Annotated in this window: 19 protein-coding genes; 9 read left to right on the top strand and 10 right to left on the bottom strand. The window is 67.5% G+C overall.

Translation table 11 applies throughout. From position 1 onward, the window contains the following. Positions 1–4 precede the first annotated feature (4 nt). The 3 genes from rpsJ to OM960_RS03120 all read right to left on the bottom strand — a co-directional run bounded on the left by rpsJ (position 5) and on the right by OM960_RS03120 (position 2,253). Positions 5–313: a 30S ribosomal protein S10 gene (gene rpsJ, locus OM960_RS03130; protein ID WP_036639457.1), complete on the bottom strand. Its 309-nt coding sequence runs from the start codon at positions 311–313 to the stop codon at positions 5–7. Positions 314–388: 75 nt separating this feature from the next. Then, a complete protein-coding gene (tuf, locus tag OM960_RS03125) occupies positions 389–1,564 on the bottom strand; it encodes an elongation factor Tu (protein ID WP_264771052.1) in 1,176 nt (391 codons plus the stop codon). Between the two features lie 92 nt (positions 1,565–1,656). Next, positions 1,657–2,253 carry a hypothetical protein gene (locus OM960_RS03120; RefSeq protein ID WP_263335775.1) on the bottom strand — a complete coding sequence of 199 codons (597 nt, stop codon included), beginning with the start codon at positions 2,251–2,253 and terminating at the stop codon, positions 1,657–1,659. Between the two features lie 117 nt (positions 2,254–2,370). Here OM960_RS03120 and OM960_RS03115 point away from each other — a divergent pair, with 117 nt between their 5' ends. From OM960_RS03115 to OM960_RS03105, 3 genes are all read left to right on the top strand, one after another. After that, positions 2,371–3,735, top strand: coding sequence for a cytochrome P450 (locus OM960_RS03115; RefSeq protein WP_264771051.1), 1,365 nt, complete (start codon positions 2,371–2,373; stop codon positions 3,733–3,735). Between the two features lie 93 nt (positions 3,736–3,828). Continuing rightward, complete coding sequence (locus tag OM960_RS03110) at positions 3,829–4,158, top strand: hypothetical protein (RefSeq protein ID WP_264771050.1); 330 nt, start codon at positions 3,829–3,831, stop codon at positions 4,156–4,158. Positions 4,159–4,305: 147 nt separating this feature from the next. Continuing rightward, positions 4,306–4,674: a 4-helix bundle domain-containing protein gene (locus tag OM960_RS03105; RefSeq protein WP_264771049.1), complete on the top strand. Its 369-nt coding sequence runs from the start codon at positions 4,306–4,308 to the stop codon at positions 4,672–4,674. A 40-nt stretch (positions 4,675–4,714) separates the two neighbouring features. Here OM960_RS03105 and OM960_RS03100 read toward each other — a convergent pair whose 3' ends face one another. Genes OM960_RS03100 through OM960_RS03090 form a run of 3 tightly spaced genes read right to left on the bottom strand, consistent with a single transcriptional unit; the run spans position 4,715 to position 9,413 of the window. Continuing rightward, the gene (locus tag OM960_RS03100; protein ID WP_264771048.1) at positions 4,715–5,842 is read right to left on the bottom strand and encodes a M48 family metallopeptidase; all 1,128 of its coding nucleotides are present in this window, start codon (positions 5,840–5,842) and stop codon (positions 4,715–4,717) included. After that, positions 5,839–7,044 carry a DUF898 family protein gene (locus OM960_RS03095; RefSeq protein ID WP_264771047.1) on the bottom strand — a complete coding sequence of 402 codons (1,206 nt, stop codon included), beginning with the start codon at positions 7,042–7,044 and terminating at the stop codon, positions 5,839–5,841. The genes OM960_RS03100 and OM960_RS03095 overlap by 4 nt, the downstream gene beginning before the upstream one ends. Positions 7,045–7,067: 23 nt before the next feature. Next, positions 7,068–9,413 carry a DNA topoisomerase IV subunit A gene (locus tag OM960_RS03090; protein ID WP_264771046.1) on the bottom strand — a complete coding sequence of 782 codons (2,346 nt, stop codon included), beginning with the start codon at positions 9,411–9,413 and terminating at the stop codon, positions 7,068–7,070. A gap of 136 nt (positions 9,414–9,549) precedes the next feature. Between OM960_RS03090 and OM960_RS03085 the strand changes: the two genes are divergently transcribed. The 4 genes from OM960_RS03085 (at position 9,550) to OM960_RS03070 (ending at position 11,830) form a co-directional block, all read left to right on the top strand. Next, the gene (locus tag OM960_RS03085) at positions 9,550–10,065 is read left to right on the top strand and encodes an SH3 domain-containing protein (protein ID WP_264771045.1); all 516 of its coding nucleotides are present in this window, start codon (positions 9,550–9,552) and stop codon (positions 10,063–10,065) included. A gap of 68 nt (positions 10,066–10,133) precedes the next feature. After that, the gene (locus OM960_RS03080; protein ID WP_263335794.1) at positions 10,134–10,961 is read left to right on the top strand and encodes an SDR family NAD(P)-dependent oxidoreductase; all 828 of its coding nucleotides are present in this window, start codon (positions 10,134–10,136) and stop codon (positions 10,959–10,961) included. 87 nt (positions 10,962–11,048) lie between these two features. Then, positions 11,049–11,258: a twin transmembrane helix small protein gene (locus tag OM960_RS03075; protein WP_263335797.1), complete on the top strand. Its 210-nt coding sequence runs from the start codon at positions 11,049–11,051 to the stop codon at positions 11,256–11,258. Beyond that, complete coding sequence (locus OM960_RS03070; protein WP_263335800.1) at positions 11,258–11,830, top strand: cob(I)yrinic acid a,c-diamide adenosyltransferase; 573 nt, start codon at positions 11,258–11,260, stop codon at positions 11,828–11,830. Before OM960_RS03075 ends, OM960_RS03070 begins: the two co-directional genes overlap by 1 nt. 88 nt (positions 11,831–11,918) lie before the next feature. Here the strand turns inward: OM960_RS03070 and OM960_RS03065 are convergent, their stop codons facing one another. Next, a complete protein-coding gene (locus tag OM960_RS03065; RefSeq protein WP_264771044.1) occupies positions 11,919–12,278 on the bottom strand; it encodes a VOC family protein in 360 nt (119 codons plus the stop codon). 191 nt (positions 12,279–12,469) lie between these two features. On the opposite strand from OM960_RS03065, the gene OM960_RS03060 reads away from it, so the two are divergent. After that, positions 12,470–13,231, top strand: a complete 762-nt coding sequence (locus OM960_RS03060; RefSeq protein ID WP_264771043.1) for an electron transfer flavoprotein subunit beta/FixA family protein — start codon at positions 12,470–12,472, stop codon at positions 13,229–13,231. Then, positions 13,231–14,157 (top strand): electron transfer flavoprotein subunit alpha/FixB family protein, encoded by a 927-nt coding sequence (locus OM960_RS03055; RefSeq protein ID WP_263335806.1) that lies wholly within the window; start codon positions 13,231–13,233, stop codon positions 14,155–14,157. The genes OM960_RS03060 and OM960_RS03055 overlap by 1 nt, the downstream gene beginning before the upstream one ends. A gap of 56 nt (positions 14,158–14,213) precedes the next feature. Here OM960_RS03055 and OM960_RS03050 read toward each other — a convergent pair whose 3' ends face one another. The 3 genes from OM960_RS03050 to OM960_RS03040 all read right to left on the bottom strand — a co-directional run bounded on the left by OM960_RS03050 (position 14,214) and on the right by OM960_RS03040 (position 16,972). Further along, entirely contained in the window at positions 14,214–14,735 is a 522-nt protein-coding gene (locus OM960_RS03050) for a c-type cytochrome (protein ID WP_263335809.1), read from the bottom strand. Continuing rightward, positions 14,722–16,014, bottom strand: coding sequence for a sulfite dehydrogenase (gene soxC, locus OM960_RS03045; RefSeq protein ID WP_263335811.1), 1,293 nt, complete (start codon positions 16,012–16,014; stop codon positions 14,722–14,724). The genes OM960_RS03050 and soxC overlap by 14 nt, the downstream gene beginning before the upstream one ends. Before the next feature lie 160 nt (positions 16,015–16,174). After that, positions 16,175–16,972: a DUF6473 family protein gene (locus tag OM960_RS03040; RefSeq protein WP_264771042.1), complete on the bottom strand. Its 798-nt coding sequence runs from the start codon at positions 16,970–16,972 to the stop codon at positions 16,175–16,177. Between the last annotated feature and the right edge of the window lie 69 nt (positions 16,973–17,041).

The following is a 17,041-nucleotide window of genomic DNA, read 5'->3' as shown; positions in this document are numbered from 1 at the left end:
CTCCTCAGACCTTGATTTCGACGTCGACGCCGGCGGCGAGGTCGAGCTTCATCAGCGCGTCCACGGTCTGCGGGGTCGGATCGACGATGTCGAGAAGACGCTTGTGCGTCCGGATTTCCCACTGGTCGCGCGACTTCTTGTCGATGTGCGGACCACGGAGAACCGTGAACTTCTCGATCTTGTTCGGCAGCGGAATCGGACCGCGGACCTGGGCACCGGTGCGCTTGGCCGTGTTGACGATTTCCTGCGTGCTGGCGTCCAGCACGCGGTAATCGAAGGCCTTGAGCCTGATGCGGATGTTTTGACCAGTCATTGTCTTGCCTCTTGCGGGGGCTACTGATTGAGAGGCAGACCGGGCCTCATGCCCGGCCTGCGTCGAACCAGGGTCTTACTTGATGATTTTCGAGACGACGCCGGCGCCGACGGTGCGGCCGCCCTCGCGGATGGCGAAGCGGAGCTTCTCTTCCATCGCGATCGGGGCGATCAGCTCGACCTCGAACTTCAGGTTGTCGCCCGGCATCACCATCTCGGTGCCTTCCGGCAGCTTCACCGTCCCGGTCACGTCCGTCGTGCGGAAGTAGAACTGCGGACGGTAGTTGGCGAAGAACGGCGTGTGGCGGCCGCCTTCTTCCTTCGTCAGGATGTAGGCCTCGGCCTCGAAGTGGGTGTGCGGCTTCACCGAACCCGGCTTGCAGAGAACCTGGCCACGCTCGACGCCGTCACGGTCGATGCCGCGCAGCAGCGCGCCGATGTTGTCGCCCGCCTCACCACGGTCAAGCAGCTTGCGGAACATCTCGACGCCGGTGCAGACCGACTTCTTGGTGTCGCGGATGCCGACGATCTCGACTTCGTCGCCGACGTTGATCACGCCGCGCTCGACCCGGCCGGTGACCACGGTGCCGCGGCCCGAGATCGAGAACACGTCCTCGATCGGCATCAGGAACGGCTGGTCAACCGCGCGCTCGGGCGTCGGGATGTAGCTGTCGACGGCGTCGATCAGCGCGCGGATCGAGTTCTCGCCGATCTCGGCGTCGCGGCCCTCGAGCGCGGCCAGAGCCGAACCCTTGATGATCGGAATGTCGTCGCCCGGGTAGTCGTAGGACGACAGAAGCTCGCGCACTTCCATCTCGACCAGCTCCAGGAGCTCCTCGTCATCCACCTGGTCGACCTTGTTGAGGTAGACGACCATGTAGGGGATGCCGACCTGGCGGCCGAGCAGGATGTGCTCGCGGGTCTGCGGCATCGGGCCGTCGGCCGCGTTCACCACGAGGATCGCGCCGTCCATCTGCGCCGCACCCGTGATCATGTTCTTGACGTAGTCGGCGTGGCCCGGGCAGTCGACGTGCGCGTAGTGGCGCGTCGGGCTCTCGTATTCCACGTGCGCGGTCGAGATCGTGATCCCGCGCGCCTTCTCTTCCGGCGCCGCGTCGATCTGGTCATAGGCCTTGAAGTCGCCGAAATACTTCGTGATCGCCGCCGTCAGCGTCGTCTTGCCGTGGTCAACGTGACCGATGGTCCCGATGTTCACGTGCGGTTTCGTCCGTTCGAATTTTGCCTTTGCCATATCGCGGGCGCCTCATGATCTGGGGGGGCCCGGTCGGGACCCCGTGTCAACATCGCCGGCTGCGTATCGGCTGGAGTTGGAAAAATCAAGCGTCAGTTGGTCGTCGCGGGGGGCTTCGGCGCGGTGCCCTCGGCTGCGGCGAGCGCGGCGCGTGCGGCCACCGCCTCGGGCGTGAACCAGGCCTTGTTCCGCAGGAGCCAGTCATTGATGTCGTCGGCCGCGTTGGCCGCGAGATCCTCCATCTGCTCCTTCCGGTTCTGGGTCAGGCCGGAGCCGATCACGGTCTCGCCCGAGAGGCTCTGGAACACGGTCAGCTGCTCCGGCTCGGCGTTGATCTTGCGACCGGCGGTGTCGTCCCAGACGTTGACGTTGATCGCGAGCACCGATTTCGGGTTGAGCACCACCGGCACGCCCGGAATCGCCAGCGCATAGGCGTCGACCGTGACGCCGATATGGTAGAGCTTGTCGCCGTCGTAGCGGCCGAAATGCTTGTCGAGCGCCGTCTTCAGCACATGTTCCCATTCCCTGGCCGTGGCCTGGCGCGACGGCCCCACGGACTGGGCGTTCTTGGCCACGACGATCGTATACCCGACCGCGAAATCGCCGAGCGGTTCCGGCGGCCGGCTCAGATCCTCGGCCGCGCAGGCGGTGAGGAGGAGGACCGAAAGGGCGGCAAAGAAACGGCGCATGGGCGGGGTATTCTCCTCTGGCATCTGCTCCTGCCTTATCCGAGCCGGCCCGCGTGGGCAATCCGCCGCGCTTGGCGCGGCGCCGGTGTGGTCTATATTGGCAACGGGAGGAGCGCGATGGATCAGGTGGCGCAGACCGAAGGGATACCGGTGCAGGTGCCGCTCGCGACGCGGCCGCTCGGGGTCTGGGCGAGCATGAAGACCGGCCAGCGCAACCTCCTCGAACTGATCCCCGAGATCGCGACCCGGCAGCCGATGGTCTCGGGCCGCACGGTCAAGCGCTGGCACATGGTGATGGATCCTGGCGCCAACCGGCGGATCCTCAAGGACGCGGTGGAGGATTACCCGAAATCCGACGTGACCAAGCTGATCCTCGGCCCGGCGATCGGCGAGAGCCTGTTCATCGCCGAGGGCGCGCACTGGCTCTGGCAGCGCCGCGCCGCCGCGCCGGCCTTCTCGGCACGGCATGTCCAGGCGCTGGCCCCGGTGATGACCGCTGCCGCCGAACGCTCGGCGGCGCGAGTCGCGGCGCAGGCGGGGCGCGCGGCCAACCTCTTCACCGAGACGATCGCGGCGACCTTCGAGGTCATCACCGATGTCACGCTCTCGGGCGGCCGGGCCTTCGACCGCAACGCGATCCATGCCGCCTTCGACGCCTATATCGCCTCGGCGGCACGGATCACGCTCCTCGACGTGATCGGCGCACCGATGTGGGTGCCGCGGCCCTCGCGGCTCTTCTCCGCCCCGGCGATGCGTGAGATGAAGGCGATGGCCGACCGTGTGATCGACGAGCGGCGCGCGGAAGGCGCGCATGATGTGCCCGATCTTCTCGACCTTCTCCTCGACGGCGCCGATCCCGAGACCGGCCGCAAGATGAACACGGCGGAGCTGCGCGACAACCTCCTGACGTTCATCGTCGCCGGCCACGAGACGACGGCGCTGACGCTCGCCTGGGCGCTCTATCTCTGCGCCTTCGACCTGGCCGTGCAGGACCGCGCGCGGGCCGAGGCGAAGGCCGCGCTCGGCAATCGCGCCGCGACGGTGGCGGACCTCGCCGCCTTGCCCTACTGCCGCCAGATCGTCGACGAGGCACTCAGGCTCTATCCGCCGGCGGCCTTCCTGTCCCGCACCGCGCGCGCCCATGACACGCTTTGCGGCCGCGAGATCCGGCCCGGCGACACGGTGATGCTGCCGATCTACGCTCTCCACCGCAACCACGCGCTCTGGCCCGATCCGCACCGCTTCGACCCCGACCGCTTCGCCGATCCGAAGGCGATCGACCGCTTCGCGTATCTGCCCTTCGGCGGCGGGCCGCGGATCTGCATCGGCGCCTCGTTCGCGCTGCAGGAGGCGGTGATCATTCTGGCAACGCTCCTTGCCCGGTTCCGCTTTGCTCCGGTTCCGGGGCGCGACCCGAAACCGGTTCTGATCCTGACGCTGCGGCCAGATGGCGGGGTTTGGTTGAACGTCGAGGAAGCCTGAACCGGCTGCTCCAAAGATTCGGAGAACTATTCCGACAACAACAGTCGGAATACTCTTGGCCGAGCCGCGCCAAGGCCGCCAATCCCGGCGCGAATGACGGAGCAACTGGAGACGAACATGGTCGATTCTTCCCATTCCCCGCGCCGCGTCGCGCCCCGCAAATGGCCGGCACTGACGGCAGGCGCCGCGCTCGGGCTCGCCTTGGCCAGCGCCGCGCAAGCGGCTGGCACGCAGGGCGTCGACACCACGGGGCCGGAGAAGCTCTGGCTCGCCCAGAGCCAGGGCGGTGAATCCGGCCACGCCGACGAGACTGGCATGGCGGTGGAAATCCTCACCGATCTCGGCCTCGTCGAGGGCCATCTGCGCGCCGGTGTCGCGCTCTATCAGGCCGGATTCGCCGATCAGGCCGCGCGCCACATGTAGCATCCTCAGGACGAGATCTATGCCGATCTCGCCGCACATCTCGAAGATGCCGGGATCGCGGGCTTCGCCGACGAGCTGACCGCGCTCGCCACGGCGGTTGAGGGCAGCGCGGAATCGGACGACGTCGAAGCCGCTTTTGCCGCGGTGATGACGAAGGTCGAGGAGGCGCGCGGCGCGGCCCATGCCGGCACCGCGGGCGAGGCGCAGGCGCTCCTGACGCTCGTCCGGACGGCGGCCGAGCAATACCATGAAGGCGTCGCCGGTGGCGCGGTGACGGAGCTGTTCGAATACCAGGATGCCTGGGGCTTCGTTCAGGTCGGCCGCGCGATGGCCGACCACATGGCGGCCGAATCCGACGACAGTGAGAAGACGTTCGGCAAGAAGGCACTTGCCGCGCTCGACGAGATCGCAGCGGCCCTGCCCGGCGTCTCGCCCAAGGGCCAGAGCCTCGGCGATGCCGGCATGGTACTCGCCGCGGCGGCGAAGATCGAGCTTGCCGCCTACAGGCTCAAGTAAGCGATGCTCATTGCGACCGAAGGGGGGCTCCGCCGCCCCTTCAGTCCTTGCAGATACCGCGCAGCGCCTGCCACTCGGCGGCGTTGAGAACCGGCGCCGTCGCCGTCTGGGCGGCGGCATTCACCCGCGCGGCCTCGGCGCGGCCGGCACTCAGGGGGTGGGACGACAGGTACTCCGGCAGGAGATCCGTCATCTTCGCGATCCGGTCGAAGAAGCCCGCCATCGGCTCGCTGCTGATACCGGCCTCGTTCAAGAGCCTGTAGGCAAAGGCATCCGCCGCCGTCTCCGCCTCGCGGGTGTAGGAGGTCTGCAGCACATGCTCGCCCGCTGCCGCGATCACCGTGCCGCCGGTGACGTCGCCGAGGATCAGCGACAGGATCCCCGCCGAGCCTACCGCCCGGAGCGTGAGCCGGATCGGGTCGCGCGCCACGACATGGCCGATCTCGTGGCCGAGGACCGCGGCGACCTCCTCGGCGCTTTCGGCCTCGTCGATCAGCCCGCGGAAGATCACGACCTGGCCGCCCGGCGCGGCGAAGGCATTGACCATCTCGTGGTCGAAGACCCTGAGTTCGATCTCGTAGCCAAGGTCTCGCTCGCCGACGAGCCGCGCCTTCATCGCATCAAGCGCGGCCAGCCCCTCGGCATCGGTGCAGGCAAGGTCGGCGCCGGACTCGTCGCTCACGATCCATTCGACCTGGCGCATCACCGAGCGGCCGAAGGCGACCTCGGTCTCGCGCGGCAGGTGCTCGGCAAGGTAGTCGGCGAGCCCCGGCAGGATGACGTAGAGCATCATCACGACCGCCGCCACCGCGCCGCCGAGCCAGAGTGCCACCTTGCGGAAGGTGCCCGCGCGCAGGTCGCGGCGCATCAGCCCCGGCCGCGTGCGCAGGAGCCAGGCGACGGCGGCCGGATCGGTGACGACGAGCCGCGCGGGATCGCGCGGCGCCTCGTCCTCGGTCTCGGCCAGCACCGTCAGCGTCAGCCGCGTTGCGTCGGACTCGTCGGCGAGCGCGCGGAGCCGGTCGAACCGCCAGCTAAGGGGTGCGGCGCCCTCACGCAGGATGACGAGCGAGAGCCCGTCCGGCGCCGGGGCGATCCGCGCGGCCCAGCGCCTCGCGGTCATCCCGTCGAAGAAGGCGGCCTCGACCGGCCCCTCGGGTCCCGTCACACCGCCGCACCGAGGTCAAGCGCGTCGGCAAAGCCCTCGGCATCGGCGCCCGCGTCATGGGCGCGCTGACGCACGGCGTCGAGCGCGGCGGGGTTGAGGACGGTCATCGTCTCGGTGAAATGGGCGATGACGGGCTGGATGATGAAGACCAGCGCCAGCGCGCCGAGCATCGCCAGCGCCACGAGATAGAGCGCGGCAATGATGACGATGGAACCCGCTCCGGGCGTTGCACCGTTCTCCGCCGCAGCCACGCTCACAGCGAAAACGCCGCCGATGACGCCGAAGATGAAGGAAACGATGAGGCCGACGACCAGCGCGCCGACGATGTAGATGCCGAGAACCCGTCCGGTGCGCGGCAGGGCGAGAAAGCCGACCGCGCCGGCGAGCGTCTTCTGTGCCGTCAGGTAGCGGAAGCTGTGAACCCGGTAGTAAACAAAGCCAAACCCAAACACGGCCAAGAGTCCGAGAGGCAAAAACTGGGCGACAGCGATCCGATCGGCTGAACCCAGCCTCGACATGGCTATGTAAACGATGCTCGCGACGAGAAGAGCAAACCCAAGGAAATAGCCCCTCATCGCCGGATAGAGCGCGGTCCACTTGCCGCCCTGCACAAATCGCGTGTCGCCGTAATGGCTGCGGTCGGTCTTGTACTTTTCGAGCCAGAAGGTCTGGCGCGGCAGCAGCAGGCCGAGGCTCAGGAACGTCAGGATCCCGTGCCCGATCGCGCGCCAGACATAGCCCCAGGCGGCCTTGTCCATGCCGAAGCGGATGCCCCGGAACCGGGTCCGCGCCAGCATGTAGCGCCGCGCCCGGTAGCGCGCGAAGAGCATCAGCGGCACCAGCGCGAAGAACGAGAGGTAGAAGACCGACATCTGCATGAGGATCTCGGCCTCGGTCTGCGGCTCCACCACGAAATGCAGGCCGAAATAGAAGAGGACGAGTTGCACGAGGCCGAGATAGACCGCGAGCACCACCACCGCGACGAGGAAGCCGAGGAACTTCTCAAGCCCGGTGCCGGTATATTCCAGCGTGTCGCCCCCGAGCCGGATCGAGGACCAGATGTATTTGCGGATCCGCGTCTTGGCCCAGAACCGGTAGATGCCGAGGGTGAGAAGGGTCAGGAGGGCGGTCCTGAAGGCGAGGCCGAACAAAGGCCCCCGGCCGCCCGAATAACTTGCCGTCAATCGGTCGTTGAAACTCATCAAATGGTCCTTCTGGTTACGGGTCAGGTAAACCGGTTGTCGCGCGGAAAGCCGTGCGGCGGGGTCTTGCCGACCCCGGCGCGGCGGCCGATCCACTCGGAAATTCCCATCTCGCGCCGGGTCTGGCCGTTCGGCGTCGACCAGGTCAGCCCCTCGGCCAGCGTGAAGGTGGTGACGTCGGAAAGCCCGCCGTCAAGCTCCAGCACTCCCTGTCGGCCGCGCGCCATGTTGTACTTCTGGAGCCGCACACCCTTGCCGCGGGTCATCTCCGGCAGCTCGTCGAGCGGGAAGACCAGCAGCTTGCGGTTCTTCGAGACCACGGCGACATGATCGCCCGCGACCCGCTTGCAGACCGCCATCCGGTTGCCCTCGGAAAGGTTCATCACCTGCTTGCCGGCCCGGGTCTGCGCCACGACCTCGTCGGCCGGCACGGTGAAGCCTTCACCAGCCGTCGAGGCGACGATCAGCTTCTCGCCCGGCCGGTGGATCAGGAGATCGACGATCTCCGCCTCGTTCGGCAGGTCGACCATGAGGCGCACCGGCTCGCCCATGCCACGCCCGCCGGGCAGGTTGGCGCCGAGAAGCGTGTAGAAGCGGCCATTGGCGGCGACGAGCAGGATCTTGTCGGTGGTCTCGGCGTGGAAAACGAAGCGGCCCTCGTCGCCGTCCTTGAACTTGACCTCGGCATCGAGCGGCTGATGCCCCTTCATTGCCCGGATCCAGCCCATCTTCGAGCAGATCACGGTGATCGGCTCGCGCTCGATCATCGCTTCGAGCGGCACCTCCTCGACTTCCGCAGCATCGGCGAAGGTGGTGCGCCTCGCGCCACCCGGCGCGCCCTGGCCGAAGGCCTTGCGGGTCTCGCGCAGCTCCTCGGCGATCCGCGCCCATTGCAGCGCCTCGGAGGCCAGAAGATCCTCGAGCCCGGCGCGTTCGAGCATCAGCGCGTCGCGCTCCTTGAGAAGCTCCATCTCCTCGAGCTTGCGCAGGCTCCTGAGGCGCATGTTGAGAATTGCCTCGACCTGCACCTCGCTGAGACCGTCCGCGGCATGCGGCAGCGTGAGCGGCGAGACGTAGTCCTGCTCGGTCGCGGCACGGCCCCGCTTCAGGCTCCAGTCCTCGGCCATCAGCGCGGCCTTGGGATCGGCATCATAGCGGATGATGTCGATGACGCGGTCGAGGTTCAGGAAGGCGGTGATGAAGCCCTCGAGGACTTCCAACCGGTGGTCGATCTTGTCCATCCGGTGCCGCGAGCGGCGGATGAGCACGTCGCGCCTGTGGTCGAGGAAGGCGCGCAGCACCTCCTTCAGCGAGCAGACCTTCGGCGTGCGGCCGTCGATCAGCACGTTCATGTTGAGCGAGAACCGCGTCTCGAGGTCGGAGTTGCGGAACAGCATCCCCATCAGCATCTCGGGATCGACGTTCTTCGAACGCGGCTCCAGCACGATGCGGATGTCGTCGGCGCTCTCGTCGCGCACGTCCGCCAGGAGCGGCACCTTCTTGGTCTGGATCACCTCGGCCAGGCGCTCGATCAGCTTCGACTTCTGCACCTGGTAGGGAATCTCGGTCACGACGATCTGCCAGGTGCCGCGGCCCTGGTCCTCGATCTCCCAGCGCGCGCGGAGCCGGAACGAGCCGCGACCCGTCCGGTAGGCGTCGAGGATCGACTCGCGCGGCTCGACGATCACGCCGCCGGTCGGGAAATCCGGGCCGGGGATCATGTTCACCAGCGTCTCGTCGCGCGCCTCCGGCGTCTTGATCAGGTGCAGGCAGGCCTCGATCAGCTCATGGAGGTTGTGCGGCGGGATGTTCGTCGCCATGCCGACCGCGATGCCCGAGGCGCCGTTCGCCAGAAGGTTCGGGAAGGCCGAGGGCAGCACCACCGGCTCTTCCAGCGTGCCGTCGTAGTTCGGGCGGAAGTCGACCGCGTTCTCGGCGAGGCCCTCCATCAGCGCCTCGGCCGCCGCGGTCAGCCGCGCCTCGGTGTAGCGCGAGGCCGCCGGGTTGTCGCCGTCGATGTTGCCGAAGTTGCCCTGCCCGTCGACAAGAGGATAACGGACGTTGAAATCCTGCGCGAGCCGCGCCATCGCGTCGTAGATCGCGGCATCGCCGTGCGGGTGATAATTCCCCATCACGTCGCCCGAGATCTTCGCCGACTTGCGGAACCCGCCGGTCGAGGAGAGCTTCAGCTCCCGCATCGCGTAGAGGATGCGGCGGTGGACCGGCTTCAGCCCGTCGCGCGCATCCGGCAGCGCCCGGTGCATGATCGTCGAGAGCGCATAGGTCAGGTAACGCTCGCCGATCGCACGGCTGAGCGGTTCGGACAGGGTTGCGGGCAGGATGTTGCGGTCGTCGGTATCGTCACTCATGTATGTGGTGTAAATCGCGGGCGCCATCCGGTCCAGCCGGAATTTCCCCGAAGCAAGCCCGCGACGCGCGAATCGCGTCCACTTTTCACCCGTTCCGGTGTAGACTGATTGTCATTGATTTGCGGGGGGAAGGCACATGCTCCGTTGGAGCCTATGCCTCTGCGCCGCCATGTATTTGACGATGCTGATTGGCGGCCAGAGAATGGACGCGGTGCGGGTTACTACACCGGCGGACCTTGACGAAACACCCGTTCCCGACGCCCCGGCCCCGGCCAATCTGGTCGTGCCGGTCGCGGTCGAAACCGGCGCGCCCGAGCCCGCGCCAGCCGACTCGCGCCCGGAGCCTGTCGAGCAGATCACGGTTACGGACACCTCCGCGACGCTGCCTGCCGCGCCCGGGCCGAGCGCCGCCACGCTCGAGGCGAGTCCGGTCGATCTGCCGACACTCTGGCGCGTTACCGCGCGGCGGCTCAACATCCGCGCGGGCCCGTCGGCCCGCCATCCCGTGTTCGGGGCGCTCGCGGGCGGCGACACGGTCTGGGTGCACGGCCCCACGGACGGCGCCTGGCTCGAAGTCCGGCTCGGCATCGGCGGGCGCACCGGCTTCGTCTCGCGCCGTTACATGGAGCCGGTCGAGATCGCCGCGAACTGATCTCCGACGATCGCGAATTGCCAGCGCCGCCGAAACCGCCTAGCCAGAGGCGGCGGCAGGGGACAGGCATGACCAGAAGCATTCTCATCACCGGCTGTTCCTCCGGGATCGGCTACGACGCGGCGCACGGGATGAAGCGCGCGGGCTGGCGAGTATTCGCGACCTGCCGCAAGGAGGCGGATTGCGAGCGGCTCCGCGCCGAGGGGCTGGAAAGCTTCCGGCTCGACTACACCGACGAGGCGAGCATCGGTGCGGCGGTGGACGAGGTTCTGGAGCGCACCGGCGGCACGCTCGACGCGGTCTTCAACAACGGCGCCTACGGCTGCCCCGGCGCGGTCGAGGACCTGCCCACGGGCGCCCTGCGCGAGATTTTCGAGACCAACCTCTTCGGCTATCACGAGCTGACCCGGCGCATCGTGCCGGTGATGCGCAAGCAGGGCCACGGGCGGATCGTCAACTGCTCCTCGGTGCTCGGCCTCGTTCCGATGCGCTGGCGCGGCGCCTATGTCGCGACCAAGTTCGCGATGGAAGGCCTGACCGAGACCTTCCGGATCGAGATGGCCGATACGCCGATCAAGGTGATCCTGATCCAGCCCGGTCCGATCACCAGCCGGATCCGCGTCAACTCGATCCCGCATTTCGAACGCTGGATCGACTGGGAGCACTCGCCCAGGGCCGAACAGTACCGGACGACGTTGCTCAAACGGCTCTACGAGGGCCGCGGCTCCGACAGGTTCGAGCTTCCGGCCGCGGCGGTGACGGCGAAGCTCCGGCAGGCGGTCGAGGCGCGCAATCCCGCGCCGCGCTATTTCGTGACGACACCGACCTACCTGATGAACGCGGCGCGCCGGCTCCTGCCGACGCGCGCGCTGCACTGGCTTATCGGCCGCGGCTGATCACGAGAAGATGCGCGCGGCCAGCCTGCGCGGCGCTGGCGTGCGCCGCGCGCCCGCGCTAGAACACTTTCGACCCAGGGAGGCAGCATGACCAAGGACCCGCTCTTTCTCATCGCGGCATTCGCCTGCCTCGCCGTGCTCGTCATCCTGATGATCGGGATCGGCGGCTTCGCGAAGGGCGGCGAGTTCAACCGCAAGCACGCCAACCGGATCATGCGCTACCGGATCATCGCCCAGGCGATCGCAGTCGCGCTGATCCTCGCCTTTGTCATCTTCGGCGGACGGGGAGGTCTTTGATGGTCGTTCTCAACAAGATCTACACCAGGACCGGCGACAAGGGCGAAACCGCCCTCGGTGACGGCAGCCGGGTCGCCAAGCATTCGGCCCGCGTGACCGCCTACGGCACCGTGGACGAGGTGAACTCGGTCCTCGGCCTCGCGCGGCTGCACGCGACGGGCGAAATGGACGCGGCACTTGCCCGGATCCAGAACGACCTCTTCGACCTCGGCGCCGATCTCTGCCGGCCCGAGATGGAGAAGGACGGCGAGGCGGGCTATCCGGTGCTGCGCATGGTCGACGCGCAGGTCGCCCGGCTCGAATCCGAGATCGACGCGATGAACGCGAAGCTCTCGCCGCTCAGGAGCTTCATCCTGCCCGGCGGCTCGGCCCTTGCCGCGCATCTGCACCTTGCGCGCACGGTGTCGCGCCGGGCCGAGCGGATGGCGGTGGAACTGGCGGGCGCGGAATCGGTGAACCCGGCGGCGGTGAAATACCTCAACCGCCTTTCGGACTGGTTCTTCGTTGCCGCGCGTATCGCCAATGACGACGGCCGCGCCGACGTGCTCTGGGTTCCGGGCGCGAACCGGTAGCGATGCGGACGGCGGGGCCGCCAGTGGCGGCACCGGCGCCCGGAAAGGCGGAGCCCCGGCCCGGAGGGCGGGCGCGAACCGGTAGCCGTCAGGCCGGCTCCCACAACTCGATCGGATTGCCCTCGGGGTCGTGGATGCGGGCGAACCTGCCGATTCCATCCATCGTCATCTCGTTGCTGACGGCGATTCCCGCCTGGTGGAGCTGCACCAGCATCGCGGCGAGGTCGGCGACGCGGAAATTCAGCATGAATGCACGGTCGGGCGGGAAATAGTCCGTGTCTTTCGGGAAGGGTGCGAAAACGACGACACCCTCGGAGCTTCGCCAAGGCGGCGCCTCCATGTCCGTCGGCGCGGGGGCGATCCCGAGGTAGGTCTCGTACCACGCCGCGAGCGCCGCCGGATCCTCGGCCCGAAAGAAGAAGCCGCCGAAGCCCAGAACCTTTTCCATCGTGCAGACCCTCCGCTTGCTGCCCCGAGACTACGACATTTCGCCGCGCCAAGGTATATCGTGGCGTCCCCGCGACCGTTCGTGTCGATTTTGCACTGTTTTCCTTGTCGCAGAATCGCTAAGGGGTCGTCCGAGAGCTTGTCTTGCCGCTCCCGACGGGGGCGGTGTCCGGTTAAGGGAGATTGCTGGCCATGAAGGTGCTCGTGCCTGTGAAGCGGGTGATCGATTACAACGTGAAGGTTCGCGTGAAAGCGGACGGATCGGGTGTCGATCTCGCCAACGTCAAGATGTCGATGAACCCGTTCGACGAGATCGCCGTGGAAGAGGCGATCCGCATCAAGGAACGCGGTGAGGCCGAAGAGATCGTCGTGGTCTCGATCGGCGTGAAGCAGGCGCAGGAAACGCTGCGCACCGCGCTCGCCATGGGTGCAGACCGCGCGATCCTGATCGAGGCGGCCGACGACGTCCACACCGACATCGAGCCGCTCGCGGTCGCGAAGCTCCTCAAGGCCGTCGTCGAAGCCGAAAGCCCGGGTCTGGTGATCTGCGGCAAGCAGGCGATCGACAACGACATGAACGCCACCGGCCAGATGCTGTCGGCGCTCCTCGGCTGGAGCCAGGCGGCCTTCGCTTCCGAGCTCAAGCTCGAGGGCGGCAATGCCGTCGTCACCCGCGAGGTCGATGGCGGCCTGCAGACGATCAAGGTCAAGATGCCCGCCATCGTGACCGTCGACCTGCGCCTCAACGAGCCGCGCTACGCCTCGCTGCCGAACATCATGAAGGCGAAGAAGAAGCCGCTCGAGGAAAAGACCGCCGCCGATTACGGCGTCGACGTCTCGCCGCGCCTCACCGTCGTCAAGACGGCGGAACCGGCCGGCCGCAAGGCGGGCGTGAAGGTGGGCTCGGTCGACGAGCTGATCGCGAAACTCAAAGACGAAGCGGGGGTGCTCTGATGGCTGTTCTTCTTCTGGGCGAAGTGACCGACGGCCAGCTCTCGGTCGATGCCACCGCGAAGGCGCTGACCGCGGCCAAGATGCTCGGCGACGTGACCGTGCTCTGCGCCGGCGCGAAGGCCGCCGATGCGGCCGCCGAGGCAGCGAAGCTCGACGGCGTGAAGAAGGTGCTCTGCGCCGAGGACCCGTCGCTCGGCCACCGTCTCGCCGAGCCAACCGCGGCGCTGATCGTCTCGCTCGCCGGTGACTACTCGCACATCGTCGCCCCGGCGACGACGGACGCGAAGAACGTGCTGCCGCGCGTGGCCGCGCTGCTCGACGTGATGGTGATTTCGGACGTCTCCGGCGTCGTCGACGCCGACACGTTCGAGCGCCCGATCTATGCCGGCAACGCGATCCAGACCGTGAAGTCCTCGGACGGCAAGAAAGTCGTCTCGATCCGCACCTCGACCTTCGATCCGGCCGCCGCTGGCGGTTCGGCTTCGGTCGAGACCATCTCGGCGGCCGCCAATCCGGGCCTCTCGGAATGGGTCGAGGACAAGGTCGCCGCGTCTGACCGTCCGGAGCTGACCTCGGCCGGCATCGTCGTCTCGGGCGGCCGCGGCGTCGGCTCTCAGGCCGACTTCGCGCTGATCGAGAAACTCGCCGACAAGCTCGGCGCGGCCGTGGGCGCGTCCCGCGCGGCGGTCGACTCGGGCTACGCCCCGAACGACTGGCAGGTCGGCCAGACCGGCAAGGTCGTGGCGCCGCAGCTTTATGTCGCCGTCGGCATCTCCGGCGCGATCCAGCACCTCGCCGGCATGAAGGACTCCAAAGTCATCGTCGCGATCAACAAGGACGAAGAGGCGCCGATCTTCCAGGTCGCCGATTACGGCCTCGTCGCCGACCTCTTCACCGCCGTGCCGGAACTGACCGAGAAGCTCTGAGACCTAGGCCGCGCTGGCAAATGTTGGAAAGGCCCGCCCTTCGGCGGGCCTTTTCGTCACCAGGGCGTCGCGCCCTGCTTGGCCCAAACGTCGAGGAAGTTGTCGCGATTGGGCATCTCGACCTTCGGCAAGCTCTCGGCATCCATCGTGTCGCCCTCGCCAATCACGCCATTGGCGGCAAGGATGAACGCCGCGAGCGCATAGGCCTCGTCGTCGCTCAAGGATTTCGGCGCGTCGAGCGGCATGGCCCGGCGGATATAATCGAACAGCGTCGTCGCATAGGGCCAGTAGCGCCCGGCCGGCTTGGCCCAGATATCGTTCGGACCGACCGGCGGCATGACCGGCCCCTCGATCCCCGTCGCGCCGTGGCAGGTGGCGCATTTCTCGGCATAGATCGCGGAGCCCGTCGCGGCGGTGCCGCCGCCTTCGGGCAGGCCGCGGCCGTCGGGCATGACATAGCGCGCGTAGAACGGGATCTCCTCGTCCGAAAGCGGCTGGCCGAGGCCGGGCCCCTCGGCGGAGGCGGCACCGGACATGACGGCGAGAAGGGCGGCAGCAAGGAGATTACGCGTAGACATTCTGCACCTCCCCGTTCGCTGTGATCTGCCAGGCCTGAATGGCGTTGTAGTGGAGGAAATTCGACGCATCGTAGCGCGCCTTCCACGCCTCACGCGTCGGCTGCACGGCGCCGGTCGCATCTTCCGCCCGGCTCATCAGCAGGGAAGGTGCCCCCTCCCAGGCCCAGGGCAAGCGGAACCGGGTCAGGGCGCGTGGCAGGACCGGCCCCTGAAGCTCCGCCTCGGCCCAGCTCGCCCCGCCATCGGCCGAGACCTCGACCTTGCGGATCGGCCCCGCGCCCGACCAGGCGATGCCGGAGAGCTCGTAAAGGCCCGAACCACTCATCGTCATCGTCGCCGAGGGATGGGTGATGACCGACTTCACCCCCATCGCGAAGGTGAACTTCACCGAGGAGCCATCGGCGAGGATCTCGGTATATTCGCCGGATTCATGCTTGGTATGGGCCGGCGCGTCGGTGGCCCAGAGGCTCGTCAACCACTTGACGTTCATGTTGCCCTCGAAGCCCGGCAACAGGAGCCGCATCGGGTATCCCTGCTCGGGACGGATCCGCTCGCCGTTCTGGTAGAGCGCGAGCATCCCGTCCTCCATCAGCTTCTCGACGGGGATCGAGCGCGCGAGGCTCGGCCCGTCGCCGCCGGTCGCGACCAGCCAGCGCCCCTCCGGTTTCACCCCGGCCTCGTCGAGGAGCACGTTCATCGGGATGCCGGTCCATTCGGTGTTCGACAGAAGCCCATGCAGAAGGTCGCACCCCGCCTGCATCGGGTCCGGCATGATCGCGTTGAAGAGGCTGTTGCCAGAGCATTCGAGGAAATGCGTCGCCGTCACCATCGGATAACGTTCGAGCGCGCCGAGGTCGAACTGCAGGGGCCGCTCGACAAGGCCGTGGATCATCAGCCGGTGGCGCTCCGGGTCGATATTGGGCCGGCCACCGTGATGAACCTCGAAATGAAGGCCGTTCGGCGTGATCGTGCCGCGCAGCCGGTGATGCGGCGTGCCCGAGAGGCTGAACTGCGGCGCGACATCCGCGAAGGGTTCGAGAATCGCGCGCTGGACATGGGCTTCGGCCTCGGCGGGCATGCCGTAGCCGCGGGCCCGCTCCCCGGCGACGGTCGCCCATTCGGGGATCGCCCCCTGCGCCCGCGCGGCTCGCGGCATCGTGGCGCCGGCAAGGGCCGCGCCGCCACCGGCAACGGCGCCCTGAAGCAAGAGCCGCCGGTTAAGGAGCCCGCCGCCCGCGACATGGTCGAGGACCGAGGGATGGTCGGTTGCGCGTTTCATGAGATGTCCCTCCCGCTGCTGATCGGATCTGCTCGGCGGGCCTCCGGCCGCGGTCTTGAAAGCCGCGTGGCCCGCAGGATAGCACAGACCTGCGTTATCGCGGAGGACGGGCCGGAACTGGCCTATTTGGCGCGGGGACTACGCCCCGCGGCAAGCCCGGTCAGAGCAGCCGCCGCAGGACCGGCCCCAGTACGTCGGCGACTTCGCGGTGGACCAGGGGACCGGGCATCGTCGCGGCGGCGGGTTCCTCCAGCGGAGCGAAATGCATCCCCTCGGTGCCGCTCATGCGCGCCGCGGCACTCGGCGTGACACGAAGGAAGTCGGTCGCGAAGGGCCGGATCGCCGCGATCATGGCGTCATTCAGCACTAACGGGTCAGCGGAGTTCCCGGCCTGCAGCCAGAGGATCACCGTCGGCGTGTCGATCTTCTGCAGGAGATGCCGCATCCGCGCGGTCCAGGCGGCTTTCAGCTCCTCTGCCACGAGCCGGAACCTGTCGGGCGCCGCCTCCTTGAGTGTGCCGAGCATGTGGCCGGTGAAGTTGAACTCGGTGAAGTCGATATCGGGGAAGATCGACTTCATCTGCGCAGAGGCGCGCAGGAACCGGTCGTTGCGGCGGGGGTGGACGGCGTAGAACCGATTCGTGATGTTCTGGGCACCCATGAGCTGGATCACGGTCACCCGTGCCCGGGCGCAGGCCGACAGGATCACCGGCTCTGCCAGGAAGGCGTCGGGGCCGGCGTTCATGCAGCCGAAATTCACCACCGGCAGGTCGAGCGCCTTTTCCATAAGCGCGGGATAGGGCTCCTCGATGAACTTGCCGTATGTCTCGGTCCCGCCGAGCACGGCGACGTAGCGGCCATCGAGCCGGCGGCGTTGCCCCCGGAACATCACTTTCGACTGTCCATAGCGGCAGGGGAAGTAATCCAGCGCCGTAACGCGCACGAACTCGCAGGTCATCGGATCGCACCTTGATTTCGACTCATCCGGGTTCAATTTGCGCCACAGGCCTTGCCAAAAGCCTAAGGC

This window comes from Defluviimonas salinarum (genome assembly GCF_026013545.1).
GTDB lineage: Bacteria > Pseudomonadota > Alphaproteobacteria > Rhodobacterales > Rhodobacteraceae > Albidovulum > Albidovulum salinarum.
The sequence above is the reverse complement of the archived record's forward strand: the minus strand, read 5'-3'. Positions and strand labels throughout refer to the sequence as shown.